The sequence below is a fragment of the Mycobacterium sp. genome, assembly GCF_036490025.1.
GTDB lineage: Bacteria > Actinomycetota > Actinomycetes > Mycobacteriales > Mycobacteriaceae > Mycobacterium.
In genome coordinates, this window is record NZ_DASXEP010000103.1 from 22,065 (window position 1) to 46,431 (window position 24,367).

The window sequence follows — 24,367 nt, forward strand, 5'->3', positions numbered from 1 at the left end:
GGCTAGAGCTTCGCCACCGGAGCATGGTTGTGCATCAACTTCACCCGGCCCGAGCTGCCGAAGTCGATCAGTGACATCGCCGATTCGCCCACGCCGGAAACTTCTTCGACCCGACCGAGGCCGTATTTGTCATGGGTGACCCGGTCACCGGGTGCCAACACCAGCAGCGGACGCTTGCTGCCCGCCCCGCGAGTCGGCGACGGGCGCGGCGCCCCGAACCGCCCCGCTCCACTCACCGGCGCGCTGAACGACGGGGCCGGGTCGGTGCGTCGCCAGTCGATGAGCTCCTGGGGGATCTCGCGCAGAAAGCGCGATTCCGGGTTGAGCATCGGCTGCCCCCACGACGAGCGCACCTTGGCCCGGCTGACATAAAGCCGTTGACGCGCACGCGTGATCCCGACGTAGGCCAGACGACGCTCCTCCGAAAGCTCGCCTGCGTCGCCCAAAGCCCGCATGTGCGGGAACATCCCGTCTTCCCATCCGGTGACGAACACCACCGGGAATTCCAGCCCCTTGGCCGTATGCAACGTCATCAGCGTCACCACACCGGCTGTGTGCTCAGGGATTTCATCGGTATCGGCGACCAGCGAGACCCGCTCCAGGAATTGCGCCAGCACACCGGTGTCTGGCACGTCCTCGTCGGCCGGCACGTCTTCCAGCGCGGCGGCGTTGGCCAGGTCGATAGCGAATTCGTGTGCGACGCTGACGAGTTCGTTGAGGTTGTCCAGCCGTGCCAAATCTTGCGGGTCGGAAGACGATTCCAACTCCGCGCGATATCCGGTGCGCTCGAGCACCGCCTCCACCAGTTCTCCGAGATCGCCTTCCGACGAGTCCAGTCGGCTGCGCAGTTCGTCGAGCATCTCGACGAAACCCGCAATCGCCTTCGCCGACCGGGTATTCAGCAGCGGCACTTTGCCTTCGGCGGCGGCTTCCAGCGCGTCGGCGAAACTGGACCCGGTGTTCTCGGCGTACACCGCGACGCAGGCCTCGGCGCGATCACCGATGCCGCGCCGCGGGGTGTTGAGGATGCGTCGCAAGCTGACCGCGTCGCCGGGGTTATCCAGCACCCGAAGGTAGGCGACGATGTCGCGTATCTCCCTGCGCTCGTAAAACCGCACTCCCCCAACGACTTTGTATGGAATGCCGGCGCGGATGAACACCTCTTCCAACGACCGCGACGAGTTGTTGGTGCGGTAGAAGACGGCCACGTCGTTATAGGTGATACCGCTACCGGCCGCCAAGGCGTCGATTTCCTCGGCGACGAACCTCGCCTCGTCATGCTCGTTATCGGCGACGTATCCGACGATCAGCTCACCCTCACCGGCATCGGTCCACAGTCGCTTGTCCCGCCGGCCGGCATTGCGGGAGATCACCGAGTTGGCCGCCGTCAGGATGTTTTGCGTGGAGCGGTAATTCTGTTCGAGCAGGATCGTCCTCGCGTCGGGGTAGTCACGCTCGAAGTCTTCGATGTTGCGGATCGTGGCCCCGCGGAACGCGTAGATCGACTGGTCGGCGTCGCCGACCACGCACAGCTCGCCGGGCGGCACATCGTCTTCTCCGGCTTGCGGCTCGCGGCCGACCAGCTCGCGGACCAGTACGTACTGCGCGTGGTTGGTGTCCTGATACTCGTCGACCAGGATGTGCCGGAAGCGTCGACGGTAATGCTGGGCGATCTGCGGAAAGGCTTGCAGCACCGCGACCGTCTCGCCGATCAGGTCGTCGAAGTCGAGCGCGTTGGCCAGCCGCAACCGGTGCTGATACTCGGAAAAGACCGCGGCCACGGTGCGCGCCAGGTCGTCGGCGTCGTCGGACAGGTTGGCCATCGCCTGCTGCGGATCGATCAGCTCGTTCTTCAAGTTGGAGATGGCGTTGGCCAGCAGCCGCGGCGAGTACCGCTTGACGTCAAGGCCCATGTCCTTGGCGATCATCTGCAGCAGGCGTCGTGAATCGTCGGCGTCGTAGATGGAGAAGTTGGAGTTGAGGCCCGCGATCAGCGACGCCTGGTTGCGCAGGATGCGCACGCAGGTCGAGTGGAACGTCGACACCCACATCGACCGTGCCCGCGGGCCTACCAGCGCCACCACCCGGTCCCGCATCTCGGCGGCGGCCTTGTTGGTGAAGGTGATCGCCAGCACCTGACCGGGCGCGACGTCACGCGCGGCCAACAGGTAGGCGATACGCCGCGTCAGTACGGCCGTCTTGCCCGAACCCGCGCCGGCGACGATCAGCAGCGGCGAGCCCTCGTGCAACACCGCCTGACGCTGCTGGGGGTTCAGACCGTCGAGCAACTGGTCGGCTTCGGTCTCGGTCACGTGCTCCACACTCATATCTGTGTCAACTTACCGCCGTTCGGTGACACCTTTGCGCTGGAACGCCTCCAAGTGGCACACTCATTTCGTGCTCAACATGCAGCGTCGATTTTTCTACGGGTACCGACCAGCGGTGCCCGTGGTTTAGCTGCTTCGCAGAGCCCCGCGGTCCGCTTCTGGATCCGGGGCTCGTCTCTTGTGTGAGGCCCGAAACCGGATGAGACCACCACCACACCCTCCACACAACGAGATTCCGGAGTCTGACATGACAGTCGAAACAGAACCCCTCACCGACATCGATGACCTGCGTAAGGAAATCGACCGTCTCGATGCCGAGATCCTGGCCGCGGTCAAACGTCGCGCCGAGGTGTCCCAGGCAATCGGCAAGGCCCGGATGGCCTCCGGCGGCACCCGACTGGTGCACAGCCGCGAGATGAAGGTCATCGAGCGCTACAGCCAACTAGGGCCCGAGGGCAAGGACCTGGCCATGCTGCTGCTGCGGCTGGGCCGCGGCCGGCTCGGTCACTGATCCGGCCGGTTCGTCACTCGTTCACCCCGGCTTCAGCACGGCCCCGGCCAACCTGACTAGGGTCGAATCATGACTGCGGTTGAACAGATTCCCGACATCTCAGCGACCCCGGCATGGAACGCGCTGCGCCAGCACCACGAGCAGATCGGTGACATCCATCTGCGGCAATTCTTCGACGACGACCCGGATCGCGGCCGCGAATTCAACGTCACCGTCGGTGACCTCTACATCGACTACAGCAAACACCGAATCAACCGGGAAACCCTGAAACTTCTGACCGACCTGGCGCGGGCCGCCGAGCTCGAAAAGCGTCGCGACGCGATGTTCGCCGGCGTGCACATCAACACCTCGGAGAACCGCGCGGTGCTACACACTGCGCTGCGACTTCCGCGCGATGCCACGCTGACCGTGGACGGTCAGAACGTGGTCGAAGATGTGCATTCGGTGCTCGACGCGATGGGCGATTTCACCGAACGGCTGCGCAGCGGTGCATGGACCGGCGCCACCGGGAAGCGGATCAACACGGTCGTCAACATCGGTATCGGCGGCTCGGACCTCGGACCGGTGATGGTTTACCAGGCACTGCGGCATTACGCAGACGCCGGCATCTCGGCACGCTTCGTCTCCAATGTCGACCCCGCGGACCTGATCGCAAAGCTGGCCGACTTAGCGCCGGCCACAACACTTTTCATCGTCGCGTCGAAGACGTTCTCTACCCTGGAGACGCTGACCAACGCCACCGCGGCCCGGCGCTGGCTGACCGACGCGCTCGGCGACGACGCGGTGGCGAAGCATTTCGTGGCCGTCTCCACCAATAAGAAGTTGGTCGACGAGTTCGGCATCGACACCGAGAACATGTTCGGATTCTGGGACTGGGTCGGCGGACGGTATTCGGTCGACTCGGCGATCGGGCTCTCGGTGATGGCCGCGATCGGCCGGGAAGCTTTCGCGGACTTCCTGTCCGGGTTCCATCTCGTCGACGACCATTTCCGGACCGCGCCGCTGGAGGCCAACGCGCCGGCGCTGCTCGGACTGATAGGACTGTGGTACTCGGATTTCTTTGGCGCACAGTCGCGCGCGGTATTGCCGTATTCCAACGACATGGCCCGGTTCGCCGCATATCTGCAGCAGCTGACGATGGAATCCAACGGCAAGTCCACTCGCGCCGACGGCACCCCGGTCACCACTGACACCGGTGAAATCTACTGGGGCGAACCGGGAACCAACGGCCAGCACGCCTTCTACCAACTGCTGCACCAGGGCACCCGGCTGATCCCGGCCGACTTCATCGGTTTCAGCCAACCCACCGACGACCTGCCCACCGCCGACGGCACCGGCAGCATGCACGATTTGTTGATGAGCAACTTCTTCGCCCAGACGCAGGTGCTGGCGTTCGGCAAGACCGCCGAGGAGATCGCCGCCGAGGGCACGGCTGCCGACGTGGTGCCGCACAAGGTGATGCCGGGCAACCGACCGACCACCTCGATTCTGGCTACTCGGCTCACCCCGTCGGTGCTGGGTCAGTTGATCGCGCTCTACGAACATCAGGTCTTCACCGAGGGCGTCATCTGGGGTATCGATTCGTTCGACCAGTGGGGCGTCGAACTGGGCAAGACGCAGGCCAAGGCGCTGCTGCCGGTCATCACCGAAGATGCTGCGCCACAACAACAATCGGACAGTTCGACCGATGCTCTGGTGCGCCGCTTCCGCGCGGAGAGAGGTCGCGCACGCTGACGTTTCGCGCCGAGCGCGCTCTCAACGCGCTGGGACCACGAGCTCGGATCCGAATTCCCGCACAAAGGTCCGCAGGCGTTCCACGGTCGCGGTTTCCGGGTTACTGAGGCGCAACTGCAGCAGTTCGCGGCCGGCAGCATGCAGGATCCGCGCTGTGTATTCGGGATCATGCAGCTGGGGATTGATGCGCAGCAGTGCTCTGACAAAGAACTCGAGTACGACGTCCTGAGATTGAGCCAGCCGGGCATACAACTCCGGGGGAGCGCCTTGCGGCGGGAACAAAAACAGCCGCCACGTTGCCGGTTGGGCATCGACGGCGGCCAGCACACCGTCGAACGCAAGCACGAGCGACTGATCTCCGGCAGCAGCATCCAATCCGGAGATCGCTTCGGCGAACTGCGCACCGGCCCGCGCCGCCTCACGGTCGATCAGTTCCACGAACAGCCCGGCCAAATCGCCGAACTTCTGATAAATCAACGACCGATTGATGCCGGCCTGCGCTGCAATGCGGTTCGGTGTTGCCGCGTAGAACCCGTCGGCGTCGACGATCGCGTGCGTGACGTCGAGGATCTGCTCGCGCCGCCCCTCGGCGGTCATGCGCCGCTTCGCGTTGGCCATAGTCACGCTTGACAGGATAACTAACACCTTGTGAGTATTACTCACTAACTGTTAGTTAGCCGGAGGTTGTAATGGTCACCTACTACCCCGAACTGGCTCAGCGAGTCCGCAGCCAGCGCGATCTGCAGCCCGGCCTCTACGGGGACTTCGACTTCGACCAGCAGCCGGATCGCCTGGCCACCGAGCCCGACGTCGTCTCGGCCCTGCCAACCTGGGTCGCCGACCGGGCGCCAATCCTGGAAGACGACCGCGTCCTCGAATTGATCAGCACGGCCACCCTGCTCGGCGACGTCGTCGCCGATCCCTATGCGTCGCTGATGACCACACACGGCGTCGCGCAGCTGATCGACATGCTCAAGGCGGCCTGCCGCGAGGGCATGGAGGCCGTGCCCGACGCGCCCGCCGAGCTCGTGTCGTTCATCGCCGCCATGGAGGACACCCCGGAGTGGATCGACTTCGACCTGGTGCGCGAAGGCGCTCGCCAAGAGCGCATCCCGGCGGCGCTGCTGGCCCCGTTCATTACCCGCGGAGCCTTCATCGCGACCTTCACCAACACCTACGCCGCGTTGCCGATGGCTCTGACCGGCGCACTCTCGGGCACGCGAGCCGCCCGGCGGGTCAACGAGACAGCCAGTTTCTTCGCCGTGACCACCCTGCCCGGTGCGCTGAACCGTTACGGCCCCGGCTTTGAAGCCGCCGCCATGGTCCGGTTGATGCACTCGATGGTCCGCTACAACGCGCTGAAGAAATCCGACAAATGGGACACAGCCGTCTACGGGATGCCGGTGCCGCAGGTCGACCAGATGCCCGCCGGAATGATCGGGCAGTACCTGTTGGCCCGCCAGGCACGCCAACAGGGCCGGACGAAGTTCACCAAAGAAGAGCGCGCGGTCGTCGAATTCGCCAGGTATCGCTGTTTTCTGCTCGGCCTGCCGCCCGAACTCCTGCCCGCAGAACCTGCCGACATCGTGCATGTCATGCACGCTCGCTCAGCGCTGCTGCGCGACGGATTCGACGACATCTGCCGCGAACTCGTCAGCGGCACGATGGCGGCCTATCTGCGCCCCGACACCACCCTGTTCGACCGTTGCGCCGAGGCGGTCGAAAAGAGTTTCAGCAAGCTCACGTTCGTCCGCACGTTCTGCGGTGGTGACCGCGACGTCGCCCACGCCATGGGTGTGTCACTCGGGCCGACGGATCTCATGCGTGTCGCCCTCACCGCACCCTTCATAATCGGGCGTTTCACCGCGGTGAGCCAAGCCAGCCGCATCCCGGTGCTTCGCGACCTCACCGACGCATACGTCATCGGGCTCCTCAAGCTTCGGCTCGCGACCTACGGCAAACCCGAATTTACCACCGACGCAGCGCATTACACACCGGCGCGGCACTGAGTGAAGTGGTGTGAGCTAGGCGAAGCGCTTGGTCAGCGGTAGCGGCAGCACCCGTAGCAGCTGCACCATCGGCCCCCATGGCCACCACGGCACAGCAGCGCGGCCGGGCTCTCGCTCGATGGCAGCGACGAGTGACTTGACGCCAGTTTTGTTGTCCACCATGAACATCGTGCTTTGGGATTTGCCGGTCATCTCCGATTCGATGTAGCCCGGCTCCATCACCGAGACCTTGATCGGACCGCTGGCGTATTCCGCGCGCAACGACTCGCCCAATGAACGCACGCCGGCCTTGCTGGCCGCATAGGCCGCCTTCACGCCGGGCACACCTTTCGCGCCGAGCACCGACGAGATCAGCACAAGATGCCCGGATCCCTGCTCCTTGAACATCTCCAGCGCGGTTTCGATCTGCACCAGGGCCGCAACGAGATTGGTTTCGATGGTCGCCTTGTTGGCCCACAGTTTGCCCGACCCGAGCCGCGCGCCCTTGCCGATACCGGCGTTGACGATCACCCTGTCGATGCCGCCGAGTGCGTCGGACAATTCCGCGAACACCTTCGGCACCTGGTCGTGATCGTTGACATCCAGTGCGGCGATGGCAACTTTGGCATCTGGATACCGTTGCGCCAGTTCGGTTTTGAGCTCGTCGAGCCGGTCGGAGCGACGGGCGCACAGCGCCAGGTCCCGTCCCTTGGCCGCGAACGCGCGGGCCATTCCGGCGCCCAGGCCGGAACTCGCGCCGGTGATGAGGATCTTCTGCCGAGTCACCCGCGCAGCATAACGGCGAAGCCGGCCCAGTTATTTGAGCAGGCGCGACATCCGCCGGTCAGCCAGCACCTTGCCCCCGGTCTGGCACGTCGGGCAGTACTGAAACGACTTGTCGGCGAACGACACTTCGCGAACCGTGTCGCCGCAGACCGGACACGGTAAGCCGGTGCGCGCGTGCACCCGCATACCGGAGCGCTTCTCGCCCTTCAGCGTGCCAGCCTGCTGGCCGACCGACCTTGACACCGCGTCAGACAGTACTGACTCCATCGCGAAGTGCAGCGCGGCGAGCTGTCCGTCCGAGAGCTTGCCCGCGGTGGCAAACGGCGAGAGCTTGGCGACGTGCAGAATCTCGTCGCTGTAGGCGTTTCCGATGCCGGCGATGACTTTCTGGTCGGTGATGACGGATTTGATCCGGCCGGTATTGCCGGCCAACAGCCCGGCCAATTCCTCGGCGGACAGCTGCAGCGCATCCGGACCCAGCGCCGCGATGCCCGGGACCAGCTTTGGATCGGTGACAAGCCACACCGCCAGCCTCTTCTGGGTGCCCGCCTCGGTGAGATCGAAGCCCGGCGCCTCGCCGGGCGTGCCAAGGTGAACCCGCAGCGCGATCGGCCCTTTGCCCGGCTTCAGCGGCGCTGCGGCCAACTTGTCCGACCAGCGCAGCCAGCCGGCCCGGGACAGATGGGTGATCAGATTGAGCTCGCCGGCGCGCACACCGAGGTATTTGCCCCAGCGATCGGCCCCGCTGACCGTCAGGCCGTGCAGCACATTGATCGGCGGATCGAAGGTCTTGAGCACGGACAACGCGGCTACATCGACACGCCCGATGGTTTTTCCGACGGCGTGGCGACGCAGATGGTCGGCCAGCGCCTCGACTTCGGGCAGCTCGGGCATGTATCCAGTGTGCCGGTCAACGCCGGGTGGTGCGCCGCACGTCGCGAACCACCAGCGACAGCACCCAGCTGACGATCGACAAGACGATCGCGGCCCAGATCGCGGTCCACCAGAAATGGTCGATGGCCAGGCCCCAATGGGTGGTGTGCGCAGTGATCCACGCGGTGATCCACAGCATGAGCGCGTTGATCACGACGTGGAACAGGCCCAGCGTGAGGATGTAGAGCGGGATCGACAGGATCTGCACGATCGGCTTGATGAAGGCGTTGACCAGACCGAAGATCACCGCGACCACGAAGATGACGCCGGCCCGCTGCAGACGGGTGTCACCGCCGACGAAGCTGAGGCCGTGGACGAACAGCGTGACCACCCAGAGCGCGAATCCGGTCAGCGCGGCGCGAATGACAAATGGCCCCATCCGGCTGAACCTACTCCTAGCCCCGCAGAGACTAGCCGGAACCCTAAGTATCCGGTACCGCGAGTATTGACATCGGACGCGCTGCTCCTTACCGTCGGGTCAGATGCCACGTGACTCGATGAGGAGGAACGGCGCCATGACTACCGCAGTGAAGCCGACCGGGCCCGGTCGTGAAGAATTCTCGCAACGATTGCTGAAGGGTTCGGTCAAGAAGTCCTACGCGCCGGTCGTCGACATCGACTGGGACGCGCCCCTGCACCCGGACAAGTTCTATCTTCCGCCGCGGACGGTGTCGCTGTACGGCACCCCGCTGTGGGACGAGATGACCCGGGCTCAGCGCATCGAACTGTCCCGGCAGGAACTGGTGAACACGCTGTCGGCCGGAATCTGGTTCGAGAACATGCTCAATCAGGCGTTGTTGCGCAAGATCATCCACACCGACCCCACCAGCCGGGCCACCCATTACGCGCTGACCGAACTGGGCGACGAAACCCGGCACATGGTGATGTTCGGCAAGGCCATCGAGCGGGTCGGCGCCAGGCCGGTGCGACCGCGGCTGCACCACCGGATGATCATCAACACGCTTCCATTGTTCTTCCGCGGCTCGGTGCTCTGGGTTGCCGCGCTGATCGGCGAGGAGATCTTCGACTCGCTGCAGCGACAGATGATGGACGATCCCGAGCTGCAGCCGATCATCCAGCGGCTGATGCGAATTCACGTCACCGAGGAAGCCCGTCACATCCAGTTCGCCCGCGATGGTCTGCGCAAGCGGACGCCGAGGATGCGCCGTCCGGAGCGGTGGTTCGTCGGCAACGTGAACGGCCTGGGCGGGTGGTTCTTCCGCTACCTGTTCACCAACCGGGTCCAGTATGCGCGCGCGGGTCTGGACGCCCGGCACGCGCGCAGAATCGCGCACAACAGCCCGCACCGCCACCAGGTGCAGGTGGCCGGCTTCGCCCCACTCGCGGAATTCCTCGACGAAGTCGGCCTGCTGGGCCCGATAGCGCGCCGAGGCTGGACCCGCACCAAGTTCCTGTGATCCACGACGTCCTCGTCGTCGGCGGCAAGGTCGCCGGCTTCACAACGCTCGATCGACCAGTGATCGGCGCGGTGTTCGACGACGACACCAACACCTGGACGCTGACCACCGACGACCACGACATCTGCCGGACCCGACTTCTGTTGGCCCGCGAGTCACCATTGCAGCCGTGGATACCAAACCTGCCGGGCCGCACGAGCTTTCGCGGTGAATCGTTTCACGCCACGGCGATCGCACCGAATTTCGACCCGGCTGCCCAACGCATCGCCGTCGTTGGCGCCGACTCCGCCGCGGGGCGCCTGGTCGGCAAGCTGACCAGGTCGGCAGCCTCGGTGAAAGTTTTTCCGCTTCCGCCGCGCCGGGCCGTCCGGCCAACCCGGGGAGCCCGACGCTACCTACGTCGTCGGCCCGAACTGGTGCCGTGGCTGGTCGACGCGGTCACCGCATCGGGAATCCGCACCGTCGACGGCGCCCTTCATCAGGTCGACACCATCATCTACGGCACCGGGTTCGCGGTCTCCGCCGAATGCCCCACCCTGGTCGGCACGGGCGGGCTGACGCTGCAGCAGGCCTGGCCGGACGGCGCTGAGCCCTACCTCGGCGTCGCCATGCACGGCTTCCCGAATTACTTCATGCTCGGCGAGCCGGACACCGACACGGCGCTGCGCTGCGTGACCAACTGCCTGCACCTGATGGCGGGTCACCATCGCATCGAGGTGCGGCGCAGCGCGCAGCGGGTGTTCAACGAGCGGGTTCATCTGCGCGGTACGACGTCTGCGCCCACGGCATCGGCATTTGACCTGTCGTCGCCCGGCGGCATGCATGATGACCTCTACGACGGCCCCGCGACACTGACCTTGGCCGACATCTCCCAGCAAGTACGGGTTCGGCTGGCGGGGCACATCGATCCGATCGATGGCCAATACCATTGGCAGGGTGTCGTTTTCGACGAGCTGCCGACAGATCTGCTGACGAAATCGCGCACCGTGGGCCTGGCGGTGGGTGACCAGAGCGCGGCGGCGCGCATCACCGAGAAGACCCCGCAAGGCACGCACTCGATCGCTGGTGTGGGTGCGCCGCCGTTTGGTCTGCCAGACATCGAACTCACCGTGCCGCAACGGTAAACCGAAACGCTTCGCATCGGGCACTCCCCGATGCCGGCGCAGGCGCGTAGTCTGAGTGGACCCTGTCAACAGGGTTGCCTGCGCGGGCCTATGGGTACATCTCCGATGGTGGCTGATGCAATGCCAATCGAGAACAACACGGTGAACGTGGTCGCAGTCGGCGCCTCGGCCGGCGGGGTCGAGGCACTGGGTCATCTGGTGGCAGGCCTGCCGGAAGACCTGCCATACGCGGTGCTGGTGGCGCTACACATGCCGTCCAGAGCCCCGAGCGTCCTCGCCCAGATTTTGGATCGCAAGGGGCCACTGCCGGCAGGGCCTGCGGTCGACGGAGCGCGGTTGGAGCCTGGCACCATCCGGGTCGCAGTTCCGGGTCGCCACCTGACGGTTTACGACCATCGGATGGTGCTGTCGGAGGGCCCCACCGAGAACGGCCACCGGCCCGCGATCAATGCGCTGTTCCGCTCAGTCGCACTGTCCTTCGGTCAGCGAGCCGTCACCGTGCTGCTGTCCGGTGTGCTCGATGACGGCACGCTGGGATCCGCTGCCGTCCGGTCACGCGGCGGCACGACGATTGCCCAATCGCCCAGCGATGCGCTGTTTCCCGCCATGCCGCTCAATGCCATCGCAGCCGGTGTGGTCGACCACCAGGTGGCGGCGGCCGAGGTGGGCGGATTGCTCAAGCGGTTGACTGATCGAACATTCGAGGAAAGTCAGATGGAACCCGATGCCCGCATGGAGCTGGAGAACCGAATCGCCATGGCACGACGGTTCTCGACGCAATTCGACACCCGGGAACTGGGTCAGCCGTCCGGATACACCTGCCCGGACTGCAATGGCTCACTGATCGACGTCAGCGAGGGCAACTACCGGTGTCACGTCGGCCACGCCTGGACTGCTGATGCGCTGCTGGGCGCACGTGACGATGAAATCGAGGGCGCGATGTGGGTTGCCATGCGCAGCTTGCAGGAGAAGGCGAAGCTGTCGCGCCGGCTGGCCGACCAAGCCAGTGCCGGGATGCTCCGCGAGCGGTATCGCGCGATCGCCGACGAGTCGGAGCATGCGATGTCGGTCCTCGGTACCCGGCTGTCGAATGTCTACGCCAAACAACGGTAACCCGGTGGCTAGGCCGGTCAGCGAGGTCGCGGTGCGGACGGACACCGCAGGACCGACCCGTCTGCTCACCGCCGAAGGCGTCCTCGACGGCACCACCTACTTGAAGCTTCGGGACGCCATCATCAAGTCCGCGCTGGAAGAACCGCGGGCGGTGGTCGTCGACGTCAATGACCTCGACGTACCGGCCCCCTCCGCATGGTCGGTGTTCACCAGCGCGCGCTGGCATGTCAGCACATGGCCCGACGTGCCGGTCATCCTGGTATGTCAGCACGATGGCCGCCGGAGCACTATCGCTAGCACCGGCGTGACACGTTATGTGCCGGTGCACGCCAGCGTCGCGGCGGCATTGGCGGCTCTCACCGACGACCATCGATGTGCCCGGCGGCGGGCTCGCGCGGAACTGCCCGCCTCACTCGCCAGTCTGCGCACGGCCCGCGCATTGGTGTCCGAGTGGCTCAAGGCCTGGTCCCAGGCCGACCTCATCCCGGTCGCCACGGTGATCGTCAACGTGTTCGTCGAGAACGTGTTGCAGCACACCGCCAGCGCGCCGGTGGTGATCGTCGAATCCGACGGTGCCTCGGTGAGCATCTCGGTGCAGGACGCCAGCACCGTGCCTGCGGCGCGCCACGAGGACCCTTACCGCGGGGGGGACCGGGTGTCCGGCCTTTCTATCGTCGCGTCAGTGTGCCGGGCCTGGGGCAGCATGCCGAGGCCGTTCGGAAAGACGGTGTGGGCGGTCGTCGGACCCGAGAACCAGCTCTGACCGCGAGTAGGGTTCAGTTCGCGACACGTTGTCGGCGGACAGGACGAGATGGGAACAACGACGGACGACTCATTCGAGGCGTTGCTCAGATATATGCGGGATTCGCGGGGATTCGATTTCACCGGATACAAGCGCACCACGCTGATGCGACGGGTTCGCCACCGTATGGCCCAGATCTGCAATGAGACTTTCGAAGAATACCTGGATGTCCTGCAGGCCAGCTCCGACGAGTTCGCGGCGCTGTTCAACACCATTCTCATCAACGTCACCGCCTTTTTTCGTGACCCGGAGGCGTGGGAGTACATCGCCACCGATGTGATTCCGCGACTGCTGGCCGAACGCGGTCCGGATAGCGCCATTCGAGTCTGGAGCGCCGGCTGCGCCGCCGGCCAGGAGGCCTACACGCTGGCCATACTGTTAGCCGAAGCGCTCGGAGCGGATTCATTCCGGCGGCGGGTCAAAATCTATGCGACCGACGTCGACGAGGACGCCCTGGCCGAGGCACGTGCCGCCTCCTACGACGCGAAGGCCATCGAGTCGGTGCCGGCAGATCTGCTGGGCAAGTACTTCGAACATGTCAACGGCCGCTACGTCTTTCACAAGGATCTACGTCGTGCAGTGATCTTCGGCCGCAACGACCTGGTCAAGGATGCGCCCATCTCGCGGGTGGATCTGCTGGTGTGCCGGAACACGCTGATGTACATGAATCCGGAAACACAGCGGAATGTTCTGGGACGCTTGCATTTTGCATTAGGCACCCAGGGCACGCTGTTTCTGGGCCACGCCGAGATGTTGTTGGGCCACAGCGATCGGTTCACGCCGTTGAGTCTCAAGCACCGGGTTTTCCGCAAGGTCCCGGGCTCCAATGGTGGCATGGAATCCTACGACCTCGGCGCGACGATGTATGAGCGGCACGGCGATCTGGCCAGCCTGAACGCCGTGCGCGAGTTGGCTTTCGGCGCCAACCCGGTCGCCCAGATCGTGGTGACCGGTGACGACACTGTCGCGATGATCAACCAGCAGGCCGAAATGATGTTCGGGCTGTCGGCCCGCGACATCGGACGCCTGCTGCGCGACCTGGAAGTCTCCTACCGACCGGTTGAGTTGCGCGCTTATTTGGAGCAGGCCAGAGTGGAGCGCCGGTCCACCCGCATCCAAGACGTCAAATGGCAGCGAGCAGGCGTCGAGACCACCTGGTTCGAGATCCACATCAACCCGCTCGTGGACGCGGAGAACGGGCTGCTGGGCATCTCGATCGCGTTCTTCGACGTCACCGCGACCCGGCTGCTGCTGGACAAGGTGGTCGACACCAATCGCCAGCTCGAGGCGGCTTACGAGGAATTGCAGTCCACCAACGAAGAACTCGAGACCACCAACGAAGAATTGCAGTCGACCGTGGAGGAATTGGAGACTACCAACGAAGAACTGCAATCGACCAATGAAGAGCTCGAAACGATGAACGAGGAATTGCAGTCGACCAACGACGAATGGCACACCATCAACGACACCTTGAGCGAGCGCAGCGGCGAACTCGACGATGCCCGTACGTTCGTGCACTCGCTGGTCAACTCGGTCCGTCTCGGCATGACGGTGGTGGATCGCGAGATGCGGGTGGTGGTTTGGAATCACGGCTGCGAAGAGCTGTGGGGCCTGCGCGCCGACGAAATCACCGGTGAGGTTCTCACCACGCTGGACATCGGGCTGCCGATGGACCAGGTGCGGCCGCTGATCGGCAACGCTTTCGTGGATCCAGACAACCCGGGTGAGCTTTTTGTCGATGCGGTCAACCGCCGTGGCCGGCCCACCCGGCTGCGAGTGATGTGCACAAGTTTCCAATCCACTGACGGCGGCGTGAACGGCGCAGTGCTGTTGATGGATCCACAGTCCTGACAGGGCGATTGGCGGCTGGGCGTCGCAACGCCCGTCCGGATCAGCTCCCGGCGAACCGCGCCTCTTCCTCCTGTTCGACGGCGGCGACGTCGTGGTCGGCCGCCGCATCACGGTGTAGTGCGGCCGCATCCTGATGTTCCTCGCCGGTGCCGCGGCTGGCCAGCATGGCAGCCTGCTCGTGCGCGGCCGCGGCGCGTAGGTGTGCGGCACCGGCCTGAAGGTGTCCTTCCGCCGCCGACCGGTGAGCGCGAATGGCCCGTTGCAGTGAATCTTCGGCGCGCAGCCGCGCGCGCTCGGCGCTCTCGGCGTTGGACGGCAGACCAGATTCCAGTTCGGATCTACGCAGCTGCAGCTCGCCTGCGCGCAACCGCGCGGCCTCGGCGCGGGCAGCGGGGTCCCGACCCGACGCGCCTTGCTGATCAGCGGCCATCAGCTGCGACGTTCCGACTCGACAAGCCGGCGGGCTACTACGGCCACCGGCGTGTTCGAGTTCTGGGAGAGCCGCTTGAGTAATTCGAAGGCCCGCCCGGCGTCGATCTTGAACCGCTCCATGAGCATGCCCTTAGCTTGGCCGATGATGTCGCGGGACGCCAGGGCACTGCGGAACTGCTCTTCGCGGCGAACCAGCTTCCACGCCAAAGCCGTGTGGGTCGCGAAGATCAAACCCACCTCGGCGGCGTCGTCGTCGAATGCGCGGGATTTTTCAGCGTAGAAATTCAACGCTCCCATGCTGTGGCGATCGGCGAACAATCGGAACGACATAATTGACCGGATCGGCGTCTCTTCGGCTACCGCGAAGCAGAATGCCGGCCACCGCTGTTCGAGCGCCACGTCATCGATCCGGATCATTCGCTGTTCCCAGGCAGCCGACAGACACGGCCCTTCGCGGTGCCGCTGCTGGATTTTGTCGAGCAGCTCCGGGTATCGGCCGATCGCCGCGACCGTTTGTATTGTGCCGGCGCGGTCTGCAACTGTGATGCCGGCGTCGTGGGCGCCCGGCACTGATTTGACCGCGCTTTGGGTCAGCTGACCCACCATGGCCTCGCCATCGATGATCTGCCGCTGCAGGAGCTGCACCGACCCAGCGATTTCGCGAAAGAGATTGCTCTTGTGTGCCGCCTCCATGCCGCTACTCCGATCGCTTGTTTGGATCGTGACGTTGCCATTTCCGCGCCCCGGCAAACCCGGCAACAGTCAACGATCGGCACTAACCACAACGGTATCCCCCTCCCCGCCGGCCCGGTAACCATCGGCGCTGCTAACACCCCCTAGTATCTGGCCAATACATGTCTTGACCGGTGGAGGAGATGGCGTGCGGTTCAGCTATGCGGAGGCGATGACCGACCCGACGTTCTACATCCCGCTGGCAAAGGCCGCCGAAGCGGCCGGCTACGCGAGCATGACGATCGCGGACAGCGTCGCCTACCCATTCGAGTCGGACTCGAAATACCCCTACACACCCGACGGCAACCGCGAGTTTCTGGACGGCAAGGCATTCATCGAGACATTCGTGCTGACCGCCGCCCTGGGCGCGGTGACGTCGACGCTGCGGTTCAACTTCTTCGTCCTCAAGCTTCCGATCCGCCCGCCGGCCCTGGTCGCCAAGCAGGCCGGGTCGCTGGCGGCACTCATCGGCAATCGGGTGGGCCTTGGCGTGGGCACCAGCCCGTGGCCTGAGGACTATGAGCTGATGGGTGTCCCGTTCGCCAAGCGCGGCAAGCGGATTGACGAGTGCATCGAGATCATCCGCGGCCTGACCACCGGCGAGTACTTCGAATTCCATGGTGAGTTCTACGACATACCCAAAACGAAGATGACTCCCGCTCCCACCCAACCCATTCCGATCCTGATCGGTGGCCACGCCGACGCCGCGTTACGGCGCGCGGCTCGCGCCGACGGCTGGATGCACGGTGGCGGCGACCCCGAAGAACTCGACCGACTCATCGTGCGGCTCAAGCAACTTCGCGAGGAAGAGGGCAAAACCGGGCCGTTCGAAATTCACGTGATCTCGGTGGACGGCTTCACCCTCGACGGCATCAAGCGTCTGGAAGACAAGGGTGTGACGGATGTGATCGTGGGCTTCCGCATCCCTTACATCATGGGACCCGACACCGAACCGCTCGAAACCAAGATTCGCAATCTGGAGAGGTTCGCCGAAAAAGTGATCACCAAATCCTAACTGCTACAGCGGATCCCACACCGCCGCGCGCTTCTCTTGATGCGCCTTGGCGGCTTCGAGCGGGTTGTTGGTGAAGCCACTCAGAATCTGGGTGCGGTTCTCGATCTCGATGGCGTGCCGCAGGCTTGGCGCGTCCAGCGCGGTGTTGAGACCGATCTTGGTCTGCCACACGCCATAAGCGTTGTTCTCGACGATCGAGCGCGCCATTGTTGACGCTGCGGCCATCAACTCGTCCGGTGCCACCACGTCGTGCACCAGCCTGATCCGGTAGGCCTCGTCCGCGTCGATGATGCGGCCGGTCAGCATCAGCTCTCGCGCCACTCCCGCTCCGACGATCTTCGGCAGCAGGTAGCTGGTTCCCATGTCCATCGAGGAGAATCCCGCCTTGATGAACACCGAACCGAACCGGGCTTGCTGCGACGCGATCCGGATGTCGCAGTGCAGCGCGAAGGCCAGCCCGCCGCCGACCGCGGCACCGTTGACCGCGGCGATCACCGGTATCGGCAACTCGTAAAGCCGGATGTACAGGTCGGCCAGCCGAACCTGGGCGTCGTAGCTGACCTTGAATGACGGGGTGTGCGGCGCGGGTTTCGTCCAGGCTTCCCCGATACCGCTCAAGTCCGCGCCCGCGCAGAATCCGCGGCCCGCGCCGGTCAGGATCGCCGCCCGGAACTCGCCGCTGCTGAGCGCACCCAGCACGTCGTCCATCGCGTTGATCAGGGAGCCGTCGATGGCGTTCAGCCGATCGGGGCGATTCAACGTGACGACGGCGACGTTGTCGTCGAGCGTCTCTAATTCGACAGCACTCATAGGGCAACCCTAAGGGAACGGCAGCTAGCCGTGTTTGGCGAGCCAATCGGCCTGCATCGCCAACAATCCCATCGCGGGCAGTTGCGGTGTGTTCGAATCGAGTTCGCGGTAGCGCCGATAGACATTGATGACGACGCGTTCGGCGTCCAGCCAGTTCCCATATTCGGCCAGATCAATGGTGTCAGCCGCTTCGACGAACGACAGGCCCTTGCGAAAGGCGGCTTCGGCTTGCTCGGCGATGTGCGCCAGATACCCCCGCACCGCCCGGATTCCGTCCGCGTCGGTGACCGGCCCATGGCCCGGGATCACCGTCGGCGCATCCAAGGCAATCATGGCGTCGCACGCGGCTACCCAGTTGGCGATCGGTCCGGCCCATACGATCGGGGTGCAGCCGATGAACAGCAGATCCCCGGCGAACAGCACCCCGGCGGCCGGTACATGAACGACCGAGTCGGCAGCGGTGTGAGCCGGGCCGAGATTCAGCAGTTGCACCTCTCGACCGCCGACCTCGATGGTGAGCCGGTCTTCAAAGGTCTGATCGGCGTTGCGCACGGTGATGCCACCGAAATCAAAGGGCCCGAACCGTTCTCGTAGATACGGTGTCGCCACCGGACCGAGATCGGCGGTTTGGGCCATCACCAGCATCTCGGGAGCCATGCCGTGGGCGATCTCCTCGGCGGTGCCGGTTGCGGCGATCACCCGCACCGAACTGTCCAGCAGCTGGTTGCCGTGGGTGTGGTCGCCGTTGGAGTGGGTGATCAGCGCATCGGTGATCGGCGCGCGGTCGGTGATGGGCGCGAACGCGTCCAACATTTCGCGGGTCAACGCCAAGTCGAACAGGGTGTCGACCAACAGCGACGCCCCCTCGCCGGCGACCAGACCCGCGTTGCTCCAGCCGAATCCGCCGTCCGGCAGCGTCCAGGCCCAAACCCGTTCGCCGACCTCGTGCAGCCCCCGGGTGAACGGGACCTTCGCCGGCGCCGGATTGACCCGTTTTTTCACCGACGCCGCATCCGAATTGGCCCGGGCCGGTAGTGGTTGCGGCGCAGCAGTTTTCCGGACAGTTTGGCGCGTCTCACCAAGGCCCTGGACTTTGAGGGTCACGACGTCGCCGTCGTGAAGCCAGCCACGGAAGGACTCCGGTGCAGTCGGGTCGAGGTGTTCGACCAGTGTGCAGGTCGGCACGGTGCCCGAACCGAAGACATCGCCGGGCGTTAGCCTGACGCCACGTGAGGCGTAGGAGATGACTTCTGCGAAGCTCCAATCCATCTGTGCGGTGGAGCCGGATCCGATCACCTCGTCGTTGACCAACGCAGTGACGTCCAGGTTCAGCCTGCCGTCGCGACGGTACGGCTGGAGTTCGTCCGGCGTGACCAGGTACGGGCCCAGCGTGACGCCACTGTCCTTGCCCTTGGCCTGGCCGATCGCCAACTGGCCTTCCAGTTGTTGCAAATCACGCGCGGACCAGTCGTTGAAGATCATGTAGCCGATGATCGCCTGTTCGGCGTCATCGACCGACAAGTCTTGGCCCGCTGTTCCGATCACCGCGGCGATCTCTAATTCGAAGTCCTGCCAGACGCTTCCGGGCGCCATTGGGGCATCGTCGTAGGGACCGAGAACGGTTGACGGGCAGGCGAAGTAAAACGCGGGAATCCGGTACCAGGTGTCCTTGAGCGCGCGTCCGCCACCCATCGCCGCCTGGCAGTTGCGCATGTGGTCGAGGAAGCACAGCGAATCGCGGATGGACGGCGGTCGCGGAATCGGCGCCATCAGCGTTACCCGGTCCAGCGGCACGATGGACGCCGACCGCAAGGCGTCCTCCCCCGCTTCCTTCAGGCGAGCGGCGCCGTGCCCGATCAGTTCGAGCAAGCTCACATCCGGTGCCAGCGCGTGGATCGCATCGCCGGAAAGCACTCCGGTCCGCTGCCCGTCGCCGTCTTGGAAAGTGACCCATCGCATCGTGATTCAGTCCTCTCGAACTACCTGACCGGGTTCTTTGTCGGGCCGCAAGCCACGCCAACTGGGTTGACGCAGGCGGTTATCCGACGTCCATTCGCTGTATCGGACTTCGCCGACCAGGGTCGGCTCAACGAATGTCACACCCTTGGCATCCCGAGTAGGCAGCTTGGTGGAGAAAGGAGATTGGTCGGTGTGCAGCGGCGCCAGCGTCCTTTTCAGATTGGCCAGATCGCGCTCGGTGAAGCCGGTGCCGACCCGGCCGGCGAAATGCAGTCCCTCGGCGGTAGGGATGCCCATCAACAGCGAACCGATCCCGCTGGTGCGCCCGCCCTCGCCGGCGCGCCAGCCGCCGATGACCACTTCTTGGGTGTTCCAGTATTTGTCCTTGACCCAGGACGCCGACCGCCGACCCGGCTGATACGTCGAGTCGCGCTTCTTGGCGATCACACCCTCCCACCGGCGCTTGCGCGAGTAGTCCAGCGCCTCCGCACCGTCACCGGGCAGCAGGTCGGGAACGTTCAGACCGCCACCGGAAGCCAGTGTTTCCAACAGCTTTCGCCGGTCGTCGTAGCGGGCGCGCAGCAGCGACCGCCCATCCAGGTAGAGCAGGTCGAACGCCCAGAATTCGATACGGGTGGCACGCGCCCTGTTCTGCATCTCGGAGAAGCTCGGCACGCCGGACGCATCAAGCGCGACGACCTCCCCGTCGAGCACGGCGTGGTGGCCGGCGAGTTCGGCTGCGACGGAGGATAACTGGCGGAACTCCTTGGTGATGTCACGCCCACTGCGCGATCGCAACCGCAGCTCGCCATGGTTGGCCTCCACCAGCAGCCGGTAGCCGTCCCACTTCGCTTCGAACGCCCACTGCGATGCTTTCAGCTTCGCCACCGAACCGTGGGTAGCCAGCATCGGAGCGAGTTCGCCGAAGTCGAAGACATGCTGGTCCTTCATTCGGTGCGCCAGCCACTGGTCGCCGTTGGTCTGAATCAGCGCGTAGCGTCCCGAGATCCGGTTACCGTGCAACGTGACGATGACCTCCCCTTTCTCACCGTCATCGCGAAACTTCTCGGTGTCGTAAGTGCCGGAGTCCCAGACGATCACCTTGCCCGCGCCGTACTCCCCCCTCGGAATCGTGCCCTCGAATCCGCCGTATTCCAACGGATGGTCTTCGGTGTGCACCGCCAGGTGATTGACCGCGGTGGTCTCCGGCAGATTCTTCGGCACGGCCCAGGACACCAGCACGCCGTCGCGCTCCAGGCGGAAGTCGTAATGCAACCGGCGGGCGTGATGCTCCTGAATGACGAAGCTGTTACCTTGCCCGACAACTGGTTTGGTGCCGGGCACTGGCTCCGGCGTTTTCGCGGAGTCGCGCATGCTGCGGTATTTGGTCAACCGATCCGGGGTGCTCACGTCGGCGTCCAGCGCGGCCAGCAGATCTCCGTCGCGCTCGACCCGCTTGAGCACCTCGTCGTAGCGCAACTGACGCAGCTTCTTGTCGTCCAGTTCCTCCCAACTGCGCGGTGCGGCGACGGTCGGATGATCGCGGCCACGCAGTGAGTACGGCGCGATAGTGGTTTTCGAGCCGTTGTTCTGACTCCAGTCCACGAACACCTTGCCCGCCCGTACGCTCTTGGTCATGGTCGAGGTGACGAGCTTGGGCATCGACTTTTCCAGTTGCTGTGCAACACGTTTGGCCAGCACCACCGCACCACGGCTGCTTATCGGTTTGTCCAGTGGGCTGTAGAGGTGCAGGCCCTTGCTGCCGCTGGTGAGCGGAAAAGTCCTCAGCCCGATGTCGGCGATAAGATCCCGGACGGCGCGGGCCACCTCGGCGAGCTGCGGCATCGTCACGCCCTCGCCCGGGTCGAGGTCGAACACCAGCCGGGTGGCCGGGCCAGGCTTGACTTCTTCGCCTTTGCGTGTCCACTCGGCGGCGAACCGCCATTGCGGCACATGCACTTCCAGCGCGGCTTGCTGGGCAATCCAGGCCAAACCATCGGCGCTGTCGATGATCGGATAGGTCGTGGTGCCGGATCGATGTGCAATGCTGGCGCGCGGCAGCCACTCCGGCGCCGAAGAGGCCAGCTGCTTTTCGAAGAACGAGGACTGCTCGACGCCGTTGGGCCAGCGTTTGCGGGTGGCCGCGCGTCCGGCGATGTGTGGCACCATCACCTCGGCGACGCCGGTGTAGTAGTTGAAGACGTCGGCTTTAGTGGTTTGTGTGGCGGCATATAACACCTTGTCGGCGTTAGTCAACTCCACCTGCGGCGCCATGGTGTCAACTTACGCCGCCGATAACCTCGTCTCACCACCGCTTATCGGCGCCATCCGCCCCCGCCGGGCAGCAGCGCACCGTGACATAACCCACTTACAGGTTTAGCCCGGCGGTCACTACGGGCACGGACACGCATGCGAAAAGTAATTCCATGGCGGCCAAGCGCCGGAGTTCCGCTCAGTAATCAAACCCTTCGACTGCACTCACAACGTATTGACGTGCCAACTTACGATCGGTCTACCCTGCAACGCGGTGTCGTACACATCGGTGCGGGAAATTTCCACCGCGCACATCAGGCTGTCTACTTCGACGACCTGGCCTGCTCGGGCATTTCCACCCACTGGGGAGTCACCGGCGTCAGCCTGCGCTCCCGCGACATCAAAGACGTGCTGTCCGCCCAGGACGGGCTGTACACCGTCGTGGAACGGGGCCATGAAGGCCAGACGGCGCGGGTGGTCGGCTCGATCGGCTCTGTCCACTACGCACCGAACGACGGCGCGGCGGTCCGTGCCGCGCTGGCAGATCCCCGCACCCGCATCGTCAGCCTGACCATCACCGGCAACGGCTACTTCCTCGATCCGGTCACCCGTGAGTTCGACGCCGGCCACCCCGATGTGCGGGCCGACCTCATCGAATCGAACAGCTACGTCACCGCCTGGGCATACCTGACCGAGGCGCTGGATCAGCGTCGCCGCGCCGGCACCGCGCCGTTCACGGTGTTGTGCTGCGACAACATTCCCGACAACACCCAGGCGGCGCGGACCGCGCTGGTGTCGTTCGCGGCATTGAAGGATCCCGGGCTGGCCCGGTGGATCGACACTTATGTCGCGTTCCCGTCGACGATGGTCGATCGGATCACCCCACAGACCTCGAACACCGAGCGCCAATTCGTCCAACAGACCTTCGGCATCGCCGACAAGTGGCCGGTGCTCACCGAACCGTATTGCCAATGGGTCATCGAGGACAGCTTCAGCGACGGACGTCCGCCGCTCGATGAGGTCGGCGCAGAGTTCGTTGCCGACGTCACCGACCACAAGTTGGTAAAGACCCGGCTGCTCAACGGGACTCACATCGCGATGTCATGTTTGGCCACGCTGGCCGGCTACCAGCGCACCGACGAGGCGATGGACAACGAGACCGTCTTCGATTACGTCGAACGGCTCATGCGCGACGAGATTCAGCCGCTGCTGCCGGCGGTGCCCCGAATGAACACCCCCGACTACCGGGACACGCTGCTGTCTCGGCTGAGCAATCCCCAGATGAGCGACCAGTTGTCACGGCTCGCGCGCCGGGGCTCGGAGAAGATCGCGTCGTTCCTGCTGCCGTCCTTGCATGAGGCGATCGAGCAGGACCGGCCGCACAGCCTGCTGATGCTCGCCCTCGCCGGGTGGGCCCGGTACCTGCGCGGCTATGACCTCGAGGGTCGCAAGATCCGCATCGACGACCCGGAGAAGGAGTTGCTGACCAAGTTGGCAACCACGCCGGGCAACAACCATGAGGCGCTGCTGCAGCACAAGATTTTCGCGGAGCTTTGGTCGATTCCCGGATTTGCGGAGCGCCTCGGCGAGATGATTACCGACATCGACGAGCAGGGTGTGATCCCCACGATGCGCCAAGCGCTGCGGGACAACGTGCGGGAGCTGGTGCTGCAATGAACCACCCCCTGCAGTTTGTCCGCCCATTCGATCCCGGGACGATCACCGCGTTGCTCCTGGACGCCGACGACAACCTGTTCCCGTCCGAGGCACCGGCATTCGACGCGTCGGCCGAGGTGACCAGCCGCTTCCTGGCCAGGTTCGGCGTCTCGGCGCCGCTCAGCGGCGATGAGCTGCGGAAGAAAGCCACTGGCAAGAACTTTCGCAGCACTGCCACAGATCTGGCCGTGCTGAGCGGAGTTCCCTTCGAGAAAGCCCTGGCCGAGGGGCGTCCCGACGCGAAGGTGGCTTCCGACAGCGACGTGGCAAGCGGTGCTGCGTTGAGCGGCGATGAGCTCGAAGAGTGGGTGCGCCAAGAGCGCGAGCGGGTCACCGCCCACCTGGCCGTCACGCTGAGGCCGGACCCGGAGGTGATTGCGCCGCTGCAAGATCTCGCGGGGCGGTATGCGATGGCCGCGGTGAGCTCGAGTGCCAGTGCACGCCTGAAGGCCTGCTTCACCGCCACCGGACTCGATCCGTTCATCCCGGTGACGCTGCGCTTCAGCGCTGAGGACTCGCTGCCCGTGCCGACGAGCAAGCCGGACCCGGCGGTGTACCTGCATGCCGGCCAAGTGATGGGGGTCCAGGGATCGCACGGGTTGGCCGTCGAAGACTCGGTGCCCGGTGTCTCCTCGGCGGTCGCAGCCGGTTACGTCGCCGTCGGTAACGTGATGTTTGTGCCTGCCGACGAACGGCAAAGCCGTAGTGAGGAATTGATCGATGCCGGCGCGGTCGCCGTCACCGACTCGTGGCGCGCTCTCGCCGATGCCCTCATGCTGTCGTCCGTGACAGGTGGAAGTTCGGCGCTTACCTAGGCATCGGCACTCGCTCGACGATTCGGGTTCCGACCCGGAAGGAGCTGC

21 protein-coding genes and 1 pseudogene are annotated in these 24,367 nt (G+C 64.7%); 11 read left to right on the top strand and 11 right to left on the bottom strand.

Annotation, left to right across the window (positions count from 1 at the left end; translation table 11 throughout):
• Positions 1-2: 2 nt before the first annotated feature.
• A complete protein-coding gene (gene pcrA, locus VGG53_RS11290; protein ID WP_331518148.1) occupies positions 3-2,327 on the bottom strand; it encodes a DNA helicase PcrA in 2,325 nt (774 codons plus the stop codon).
• A 199-nt stretch (positions 2,328-2,526) separates the two neighbouring features.
• On the opposite strand from pcrA, the gene VGG53_RS11295 reads away from it, so the two are divergent.
• Positions 2,527-2,838 carry a chorismate mutase gene (locus VGG53_RS11295; RefSeq protein WP_331518149.1) on the top strand — a complete coding sequence of 104 codons (312 nt, stop codon included), beginning with the start codon at positions 2,527-2,529 and terminating at the stop codon, positions 2,836-2,838.
• Positions 2,839-2,907: 69 nt separating this feature from the next.
• Positions 2,908-4,572 (top strand): glucose-6-phosphate isomerase, encoded by a 1,665-nt coding sequence (gene pgi, locus VGG53_RS11300; RefSeq protein ID WP_331518150.1) that lies wholly within the window; start codon positions 2,908-2,910, stop codon positions 4,570-4,572.
• 21 nt (positions 4,573-4,593) lie between these two features.
• Here pgi and VGG53_RS11305 read toward each other — a convergent pair whose 3' ends face one another.
• The gene (locus VGG53_RS11305) at positions 4,594-5,169 is read right to left on the bottom strand and encodes a TetR/AcrR family transcriptional regulator (protein ID WP_331518177.1); all 576 of its coding nucleotides are present in this window, start codon (positions 5,167-5,169) and stop codon (positions 4,594-4,596) included.
• A gap of 92 nt (positions 5,170-5,261) precedes the next feature.
• On the opposite strand from VGG53_RS11305, the gene VGG53_RS11310 reads away from it, so the two are divergent.
• Positions 5,262-6,581, top strand: coding sequence for an oxygenase MpaB family protein (locus tag VGG53_RS11310; RefSeq protein WP_331518151.1), 1,320 nt, complete (start codon positions 5,262-5,264; stop codon positions 6,579-6,581).
• 15 nt (positions 6,582-6,596) lie between these two features.
• Here VGG53_RS11310 and VGG53_RS11315 read toward each other — a convergent pair whose 3' ends face one another.
• From VGG53_RS11315 to VGG53_RS11330, 4 genes and pseudogenes are all read right to left on the bottom strand, one after another.
• Complete coding sequence (locus VGG53_RS11315) at positions 6,597-7,346, bottom strand: SDR family oxidoreductase (RefSeq protein WP_331518152.1); 750 nt, start codon at positions 7,344-7,346, stop codon at positions 6,597-6,599.
• A 30-nt stretch (positions 7,347-7,376) separates the two neighbouring features.
• Positions 7,377-7,847 (bottom strand): zinc finger domain-containing protein, encoded by a 471-nt coding sequence (locus VGG53_RS11320; protein ID WP_331518178.1) that lies wholly within the window; start codon positions 7,845-7,847, stop codon positions 7,377-7,379.
• A 150-nt stretch (positions 7,848-7,997) separates the two neighbouring features.
• Positions 7,998-8,240, bottom strand: a pseudogene (locus VGG53_RS11325) (DNA-formamidopyrimidine glycosylase family protein); the annotation flags it as partial.
• A gap of 16 nt (positions 8,241-8,256) precedes the next feature.
• Positions 8,257-8,658 carry a phage holin family protein gene (locus VGG53_RS11330; protein ID WP_331518153.1) on the bottom strand — a complete coding sequence of 134 codons (402 nt, stop codon included), beginning with the start codon at positions 8,656-8,658 and terminating at the stop codon, positions 8,257-8,259.
• A gap of 136 nt (positions 8,659-8,794) precedes the next feature.
• On the opposite strand from VGG53_RS11330, the gene VGG53_RS11335 reads away from it, so the two are divergent.
• The 5 genes from VGG53_RS11335 to VGG53_RS11355 all read left to right on the top strand — a co-directional run bounded on the left by VGG53_RS11335 (position 8,795) and on the right by VGG53_RS11355 (position 14,587).
• A complete protein-coding gene (locus VGG53_RS11335) occupies positions 8,795-9,697 on the top strand; it encodes a diiron oxygenase (protein WP_331518154.1) in 903 nt (300 codons plus the stop codon).
• Positions 9,694-10,821, top strand: a complete 1,128-nt coding sequence (locus tag VGG53_RS11340) for a DUF4873 domain-containing protein (protein WP_331518155.1) — start codon at positions 9,694-9,696, stop codon at positions 10,819-10,821. Before VGG53_RS11335 ends, VGG53_RS11340 begins: the two co-directional genes overlap by 4 nt.
• 120 nt (positions 10,822-10,941) lie before the next feature.
• Positions 10,942-11,934 carry a chemotaxis protein CheB gene (locus tag VGG53_RS11345; protein WP_331518156.1) on the top strand — a complete coding sequence of 331 codons (993 nt, stop codon included), beginning with the start codon at positions 10,942-10,944 and terminating at the stop codon, positions 11,932-11,934.
• Positions 11,912-12,697, top strand: coding sequence for an ATP-binding protein (locus VGG53_RS11350; RefSeq protein ID WP_414688947.1), 786 nt, complete (start codon positions 11,912-11,914; stop codon positions 12,695-12,697). Before VGG53_RS11345 ends, VGG53_RS11350 begins: the two co-directional genes overlap by 23 nt.
• 48 nt (positions 12,698-12,745) lie before the next feature.
• Positions 12,746-14,587 carry a CheR family methyltransferase gene (locus tag VGG53_RS11355; RefSeq protein WP_331518158.1) on the top strand — a complete coding sequence of 614 codons (1,842 nt, stop codon included), beginning with the start codon at positions 12,746-12,748 and terminating at the stop codon, positions 14,585-14,587.
• Positions 14,588-14,627: 40 nt separating this feature from the next.
• On the opposite strand, the gene VGG53_RS11360 is transcribed toward VGG53_RS11355, so the two are convergent.
• A complete protein-coding gene (locus VGG53_RS11360; RefSeq protein ID WP_331518159.1) occupies positions 14,628-15,017 on the bottom strand; it encodes a hypothetical protein in 390 nt (129 codons plus the stop codon).
• Positions 15,017-15,712 (bottom strand): GAF and ANTAR domain-containing protein, encoded by a 696-nt coding sequence (locus VGG53_RS11365; protein ID WP_331518160.1) that lies wholly within the window; start codon positions 15,710-15,712, stop codon positions 15,017-15,019. The genes VGG53_RS11360 and VGG53_RS11365 overlap by 1 nt, the downstream gene beginning before the upstream one ends.
• 187 nt (positions 15,713-15,899) lie before the next feature.
• Here VGG53_RS11365 and VGG53_RS11370 point away from each other — a divergent pair, with 187 nt between their 5' ends.
• Positions 15,900-16,766, top strand: a complete 867-nt coding sequence (locus VGG53_RS11370; protein ID WP_331518161.1) for a TIGR03619 family F420-dependent LLM class oxidoreductase — start codon at positions 15,900-15,902, stop codon at positions 16,764-16,766.
• 3 nt (positions 16,767-16,769) lie between these two features.
• Here VGG53_RS11370 and VGG53_RS11375 read toward each other — a convergent pair whose 3' ends face one another.
• From VGG53_RS11375 to VGG53_RS11385, 3 genes are read right to left on the bottom strand one after another with little or no spacing between them, the layout of a single operon-like run.
• A complete protein-coding gene (locus tag VGG53_RS11375) occupies positions 16,770-17,576 on the bottom strand; it encodes an enoyl-CoA hydratase/isomerase family protein (protein WP_331518162.1) in 807 nt (268 codons plus the stop codon).
• A gap of 24 nt (positions 17,577-17,600) precedes the next feature.
• Complete coding sequence (locus tag VGG53_RS11380) at positions 17,601-19,535, bottom strand: fumarylacetoacetate hydrolase family protein (RefSeq protein ID WP_331518163.1); 1,935 nt, start codon at positions 19,533-19,535, stop codon at positions 17,601-17,603.
• Positions 19,536-19,541: 6 nt separating this feature from the next.
• Positions 19,542-21,809 carry an ATP-dependent DNA ligase gene (locus VGG53_RS11385; RefSeq protein WP_331518164.1) on the bottom strand — a complete coding sequence of 756 codons (2,268 nt, stop codon included), beginning with the start codon at positions 21,807-21,809 and terminating at the stop codon, positions 19,542-19,544.
• A gap of 135 nt (positions 21,810-21,944) precedes the next feature.
• Between VGG53_RS11385 and VGG53_RS11390 the strand changes: the two genes are divergently transcribed.
• Together VGG53_RS11390 and VGG53_RS11395 are read left to right on the top strand one after the other, a co-directional pair.
• Positions 21,945-23,465: a mannitol dehydrogenase family protein gene (locus VGG53_RS11390; RefSeq protein ID WP_331518165.1), complete on the top strand. Its 1,521-nt coding sequence runs from the start codon at positions 21,945-21,947 to the stop codon at positions 23,463-23,465.
• Complete coding sequence (locus tag VGG53_RS11395; protein ID WP_331518166.1) at positions 23,462-24,319, top strand: HAD-IA family hydrolase; 858 nt, start codon at positions 23,462-23,464, stop codon at positions 24,317-24,319. The genes VGG53_RS11390 and VGG53_RS11395 overlap by 4 nt, the downstream gene beginning before the upstream one ends.
• Positions 24,320-24,367: the final 48 nt, after the last annotated feature.

Coding starts and splice junctions, on each gene's coding strand:
- VGG53_RS11330 (WP_331518153.1), bottom strand. CDS start 8,658: ATGGGGCCATTTGTCATTCGCGCCGCGCTGACCGGATTCGCGCTCTGG.
- VGG53_RS11385 (WP_331518164.1), bottom strand. CDS start 21,809: ATGGCGCCGCAGGTGGAGTTGACTAACGCCGACAAGGTGTTATATGCC.
- VGG53_RS11380 (WP_331518163.1), bottom strand. CDS start 19,535: ATGCGATGGGTCACTTTCCAAGACGGCGACGGGCAGCGGACCGGAGTG.
- VGG53_RS11310 (WP_331518151.1), top strand. CDS start 5,262: ATGGTCACCTACTACCCCGAACTGGCTCAGCGAGTCCGCAGCCAGCGC.
- VGG53_RS11395 (WP_331518166.1), top strand. CDS start 23,462: ATGAACCACCCCCTGCAGTTTGTCCGCCCATTCGATCCCGGGACGATC.
- VGG53_RS11305 (WP_331518177.1), bottom strand. CDS start 5,169: ATGACCGCCGAGGGGCGGCGCGAGCAGATCCTCGACGTCACGCACGCG.
- VGG53_RS11335 (WP_331518154.1), top strand. CDS start 8,795: ATGACTACCGCAGTGAAGCCGACCGGGCCCGGTCGTGAAGAATTCTCG.
- VGG53_RS11355 (WP_331518158.1), top strand. CDS start 12,746: ATGGGAACAACGACGGACGACTCATTCGAGGCGTTGCTCAGATATATG.
- pcrA (WP_331518148.1), bottom strand. CDS start 2,327: ATGAGTGTGGAGCACGTGACCGAGACCGAAGCCGACCAGTTGCTCGAC.
- VGG53_RS11360 (WP_331518159.1), bottom strand. CDS start 15,017: ATGGCCGCTGATCAGCAAGGCGCGTCGGGTCGGGACCCCGCTGCCCGC.
- VGG53_RS11350 (WP_414688947.1), top strand. CDS start 11,912: ATGTCTACGCCAAACAACGGTAACCCGGTGGCTAGGCCGGTCAGCGAG.
- VGG53_RS11390 (WP_331518165.1), top strand. CDS start 21,945: ATGCGAAAAGTAATTCCATGGCGGCCAAGCGCCGGAGTTCCGCTCAGT.
- VGG53_RS11295 (WP_331518149.1), top strand. CDS start 2,527: ATGAGACCACCACCACACCCTCCACACAACGAGATTCCGGAGTCTGAC.
- VGG53_RS11375 (WP_331518162.1), bottom strand. CDS start 17,576: ATGAGTGCTGTCGAATTAGAGACGCTCGACGACAACGTCGCCGTCGTC.
- VGG53_RS11345 (WP_331518156.1), top strand. CDS start 10,942: ATGCCAATCGAGAACAACACGGTGAACGTGGTCGCAGTCGGCGCCTCG.
- pgi (WP_331518150.1), top strand. CDS start 2,908: ATGACTGCGGTTGAACAGATTCCCGACATCTCAGCGACCCCGGCATGG.
- VGG53_RS11365 (WP_331518160.1), bottom strand. CDS start 15,712: ATGGAGGCGGCACACAAGAGCAATCTCTTTCGCGAAATCGCTGGGTCG.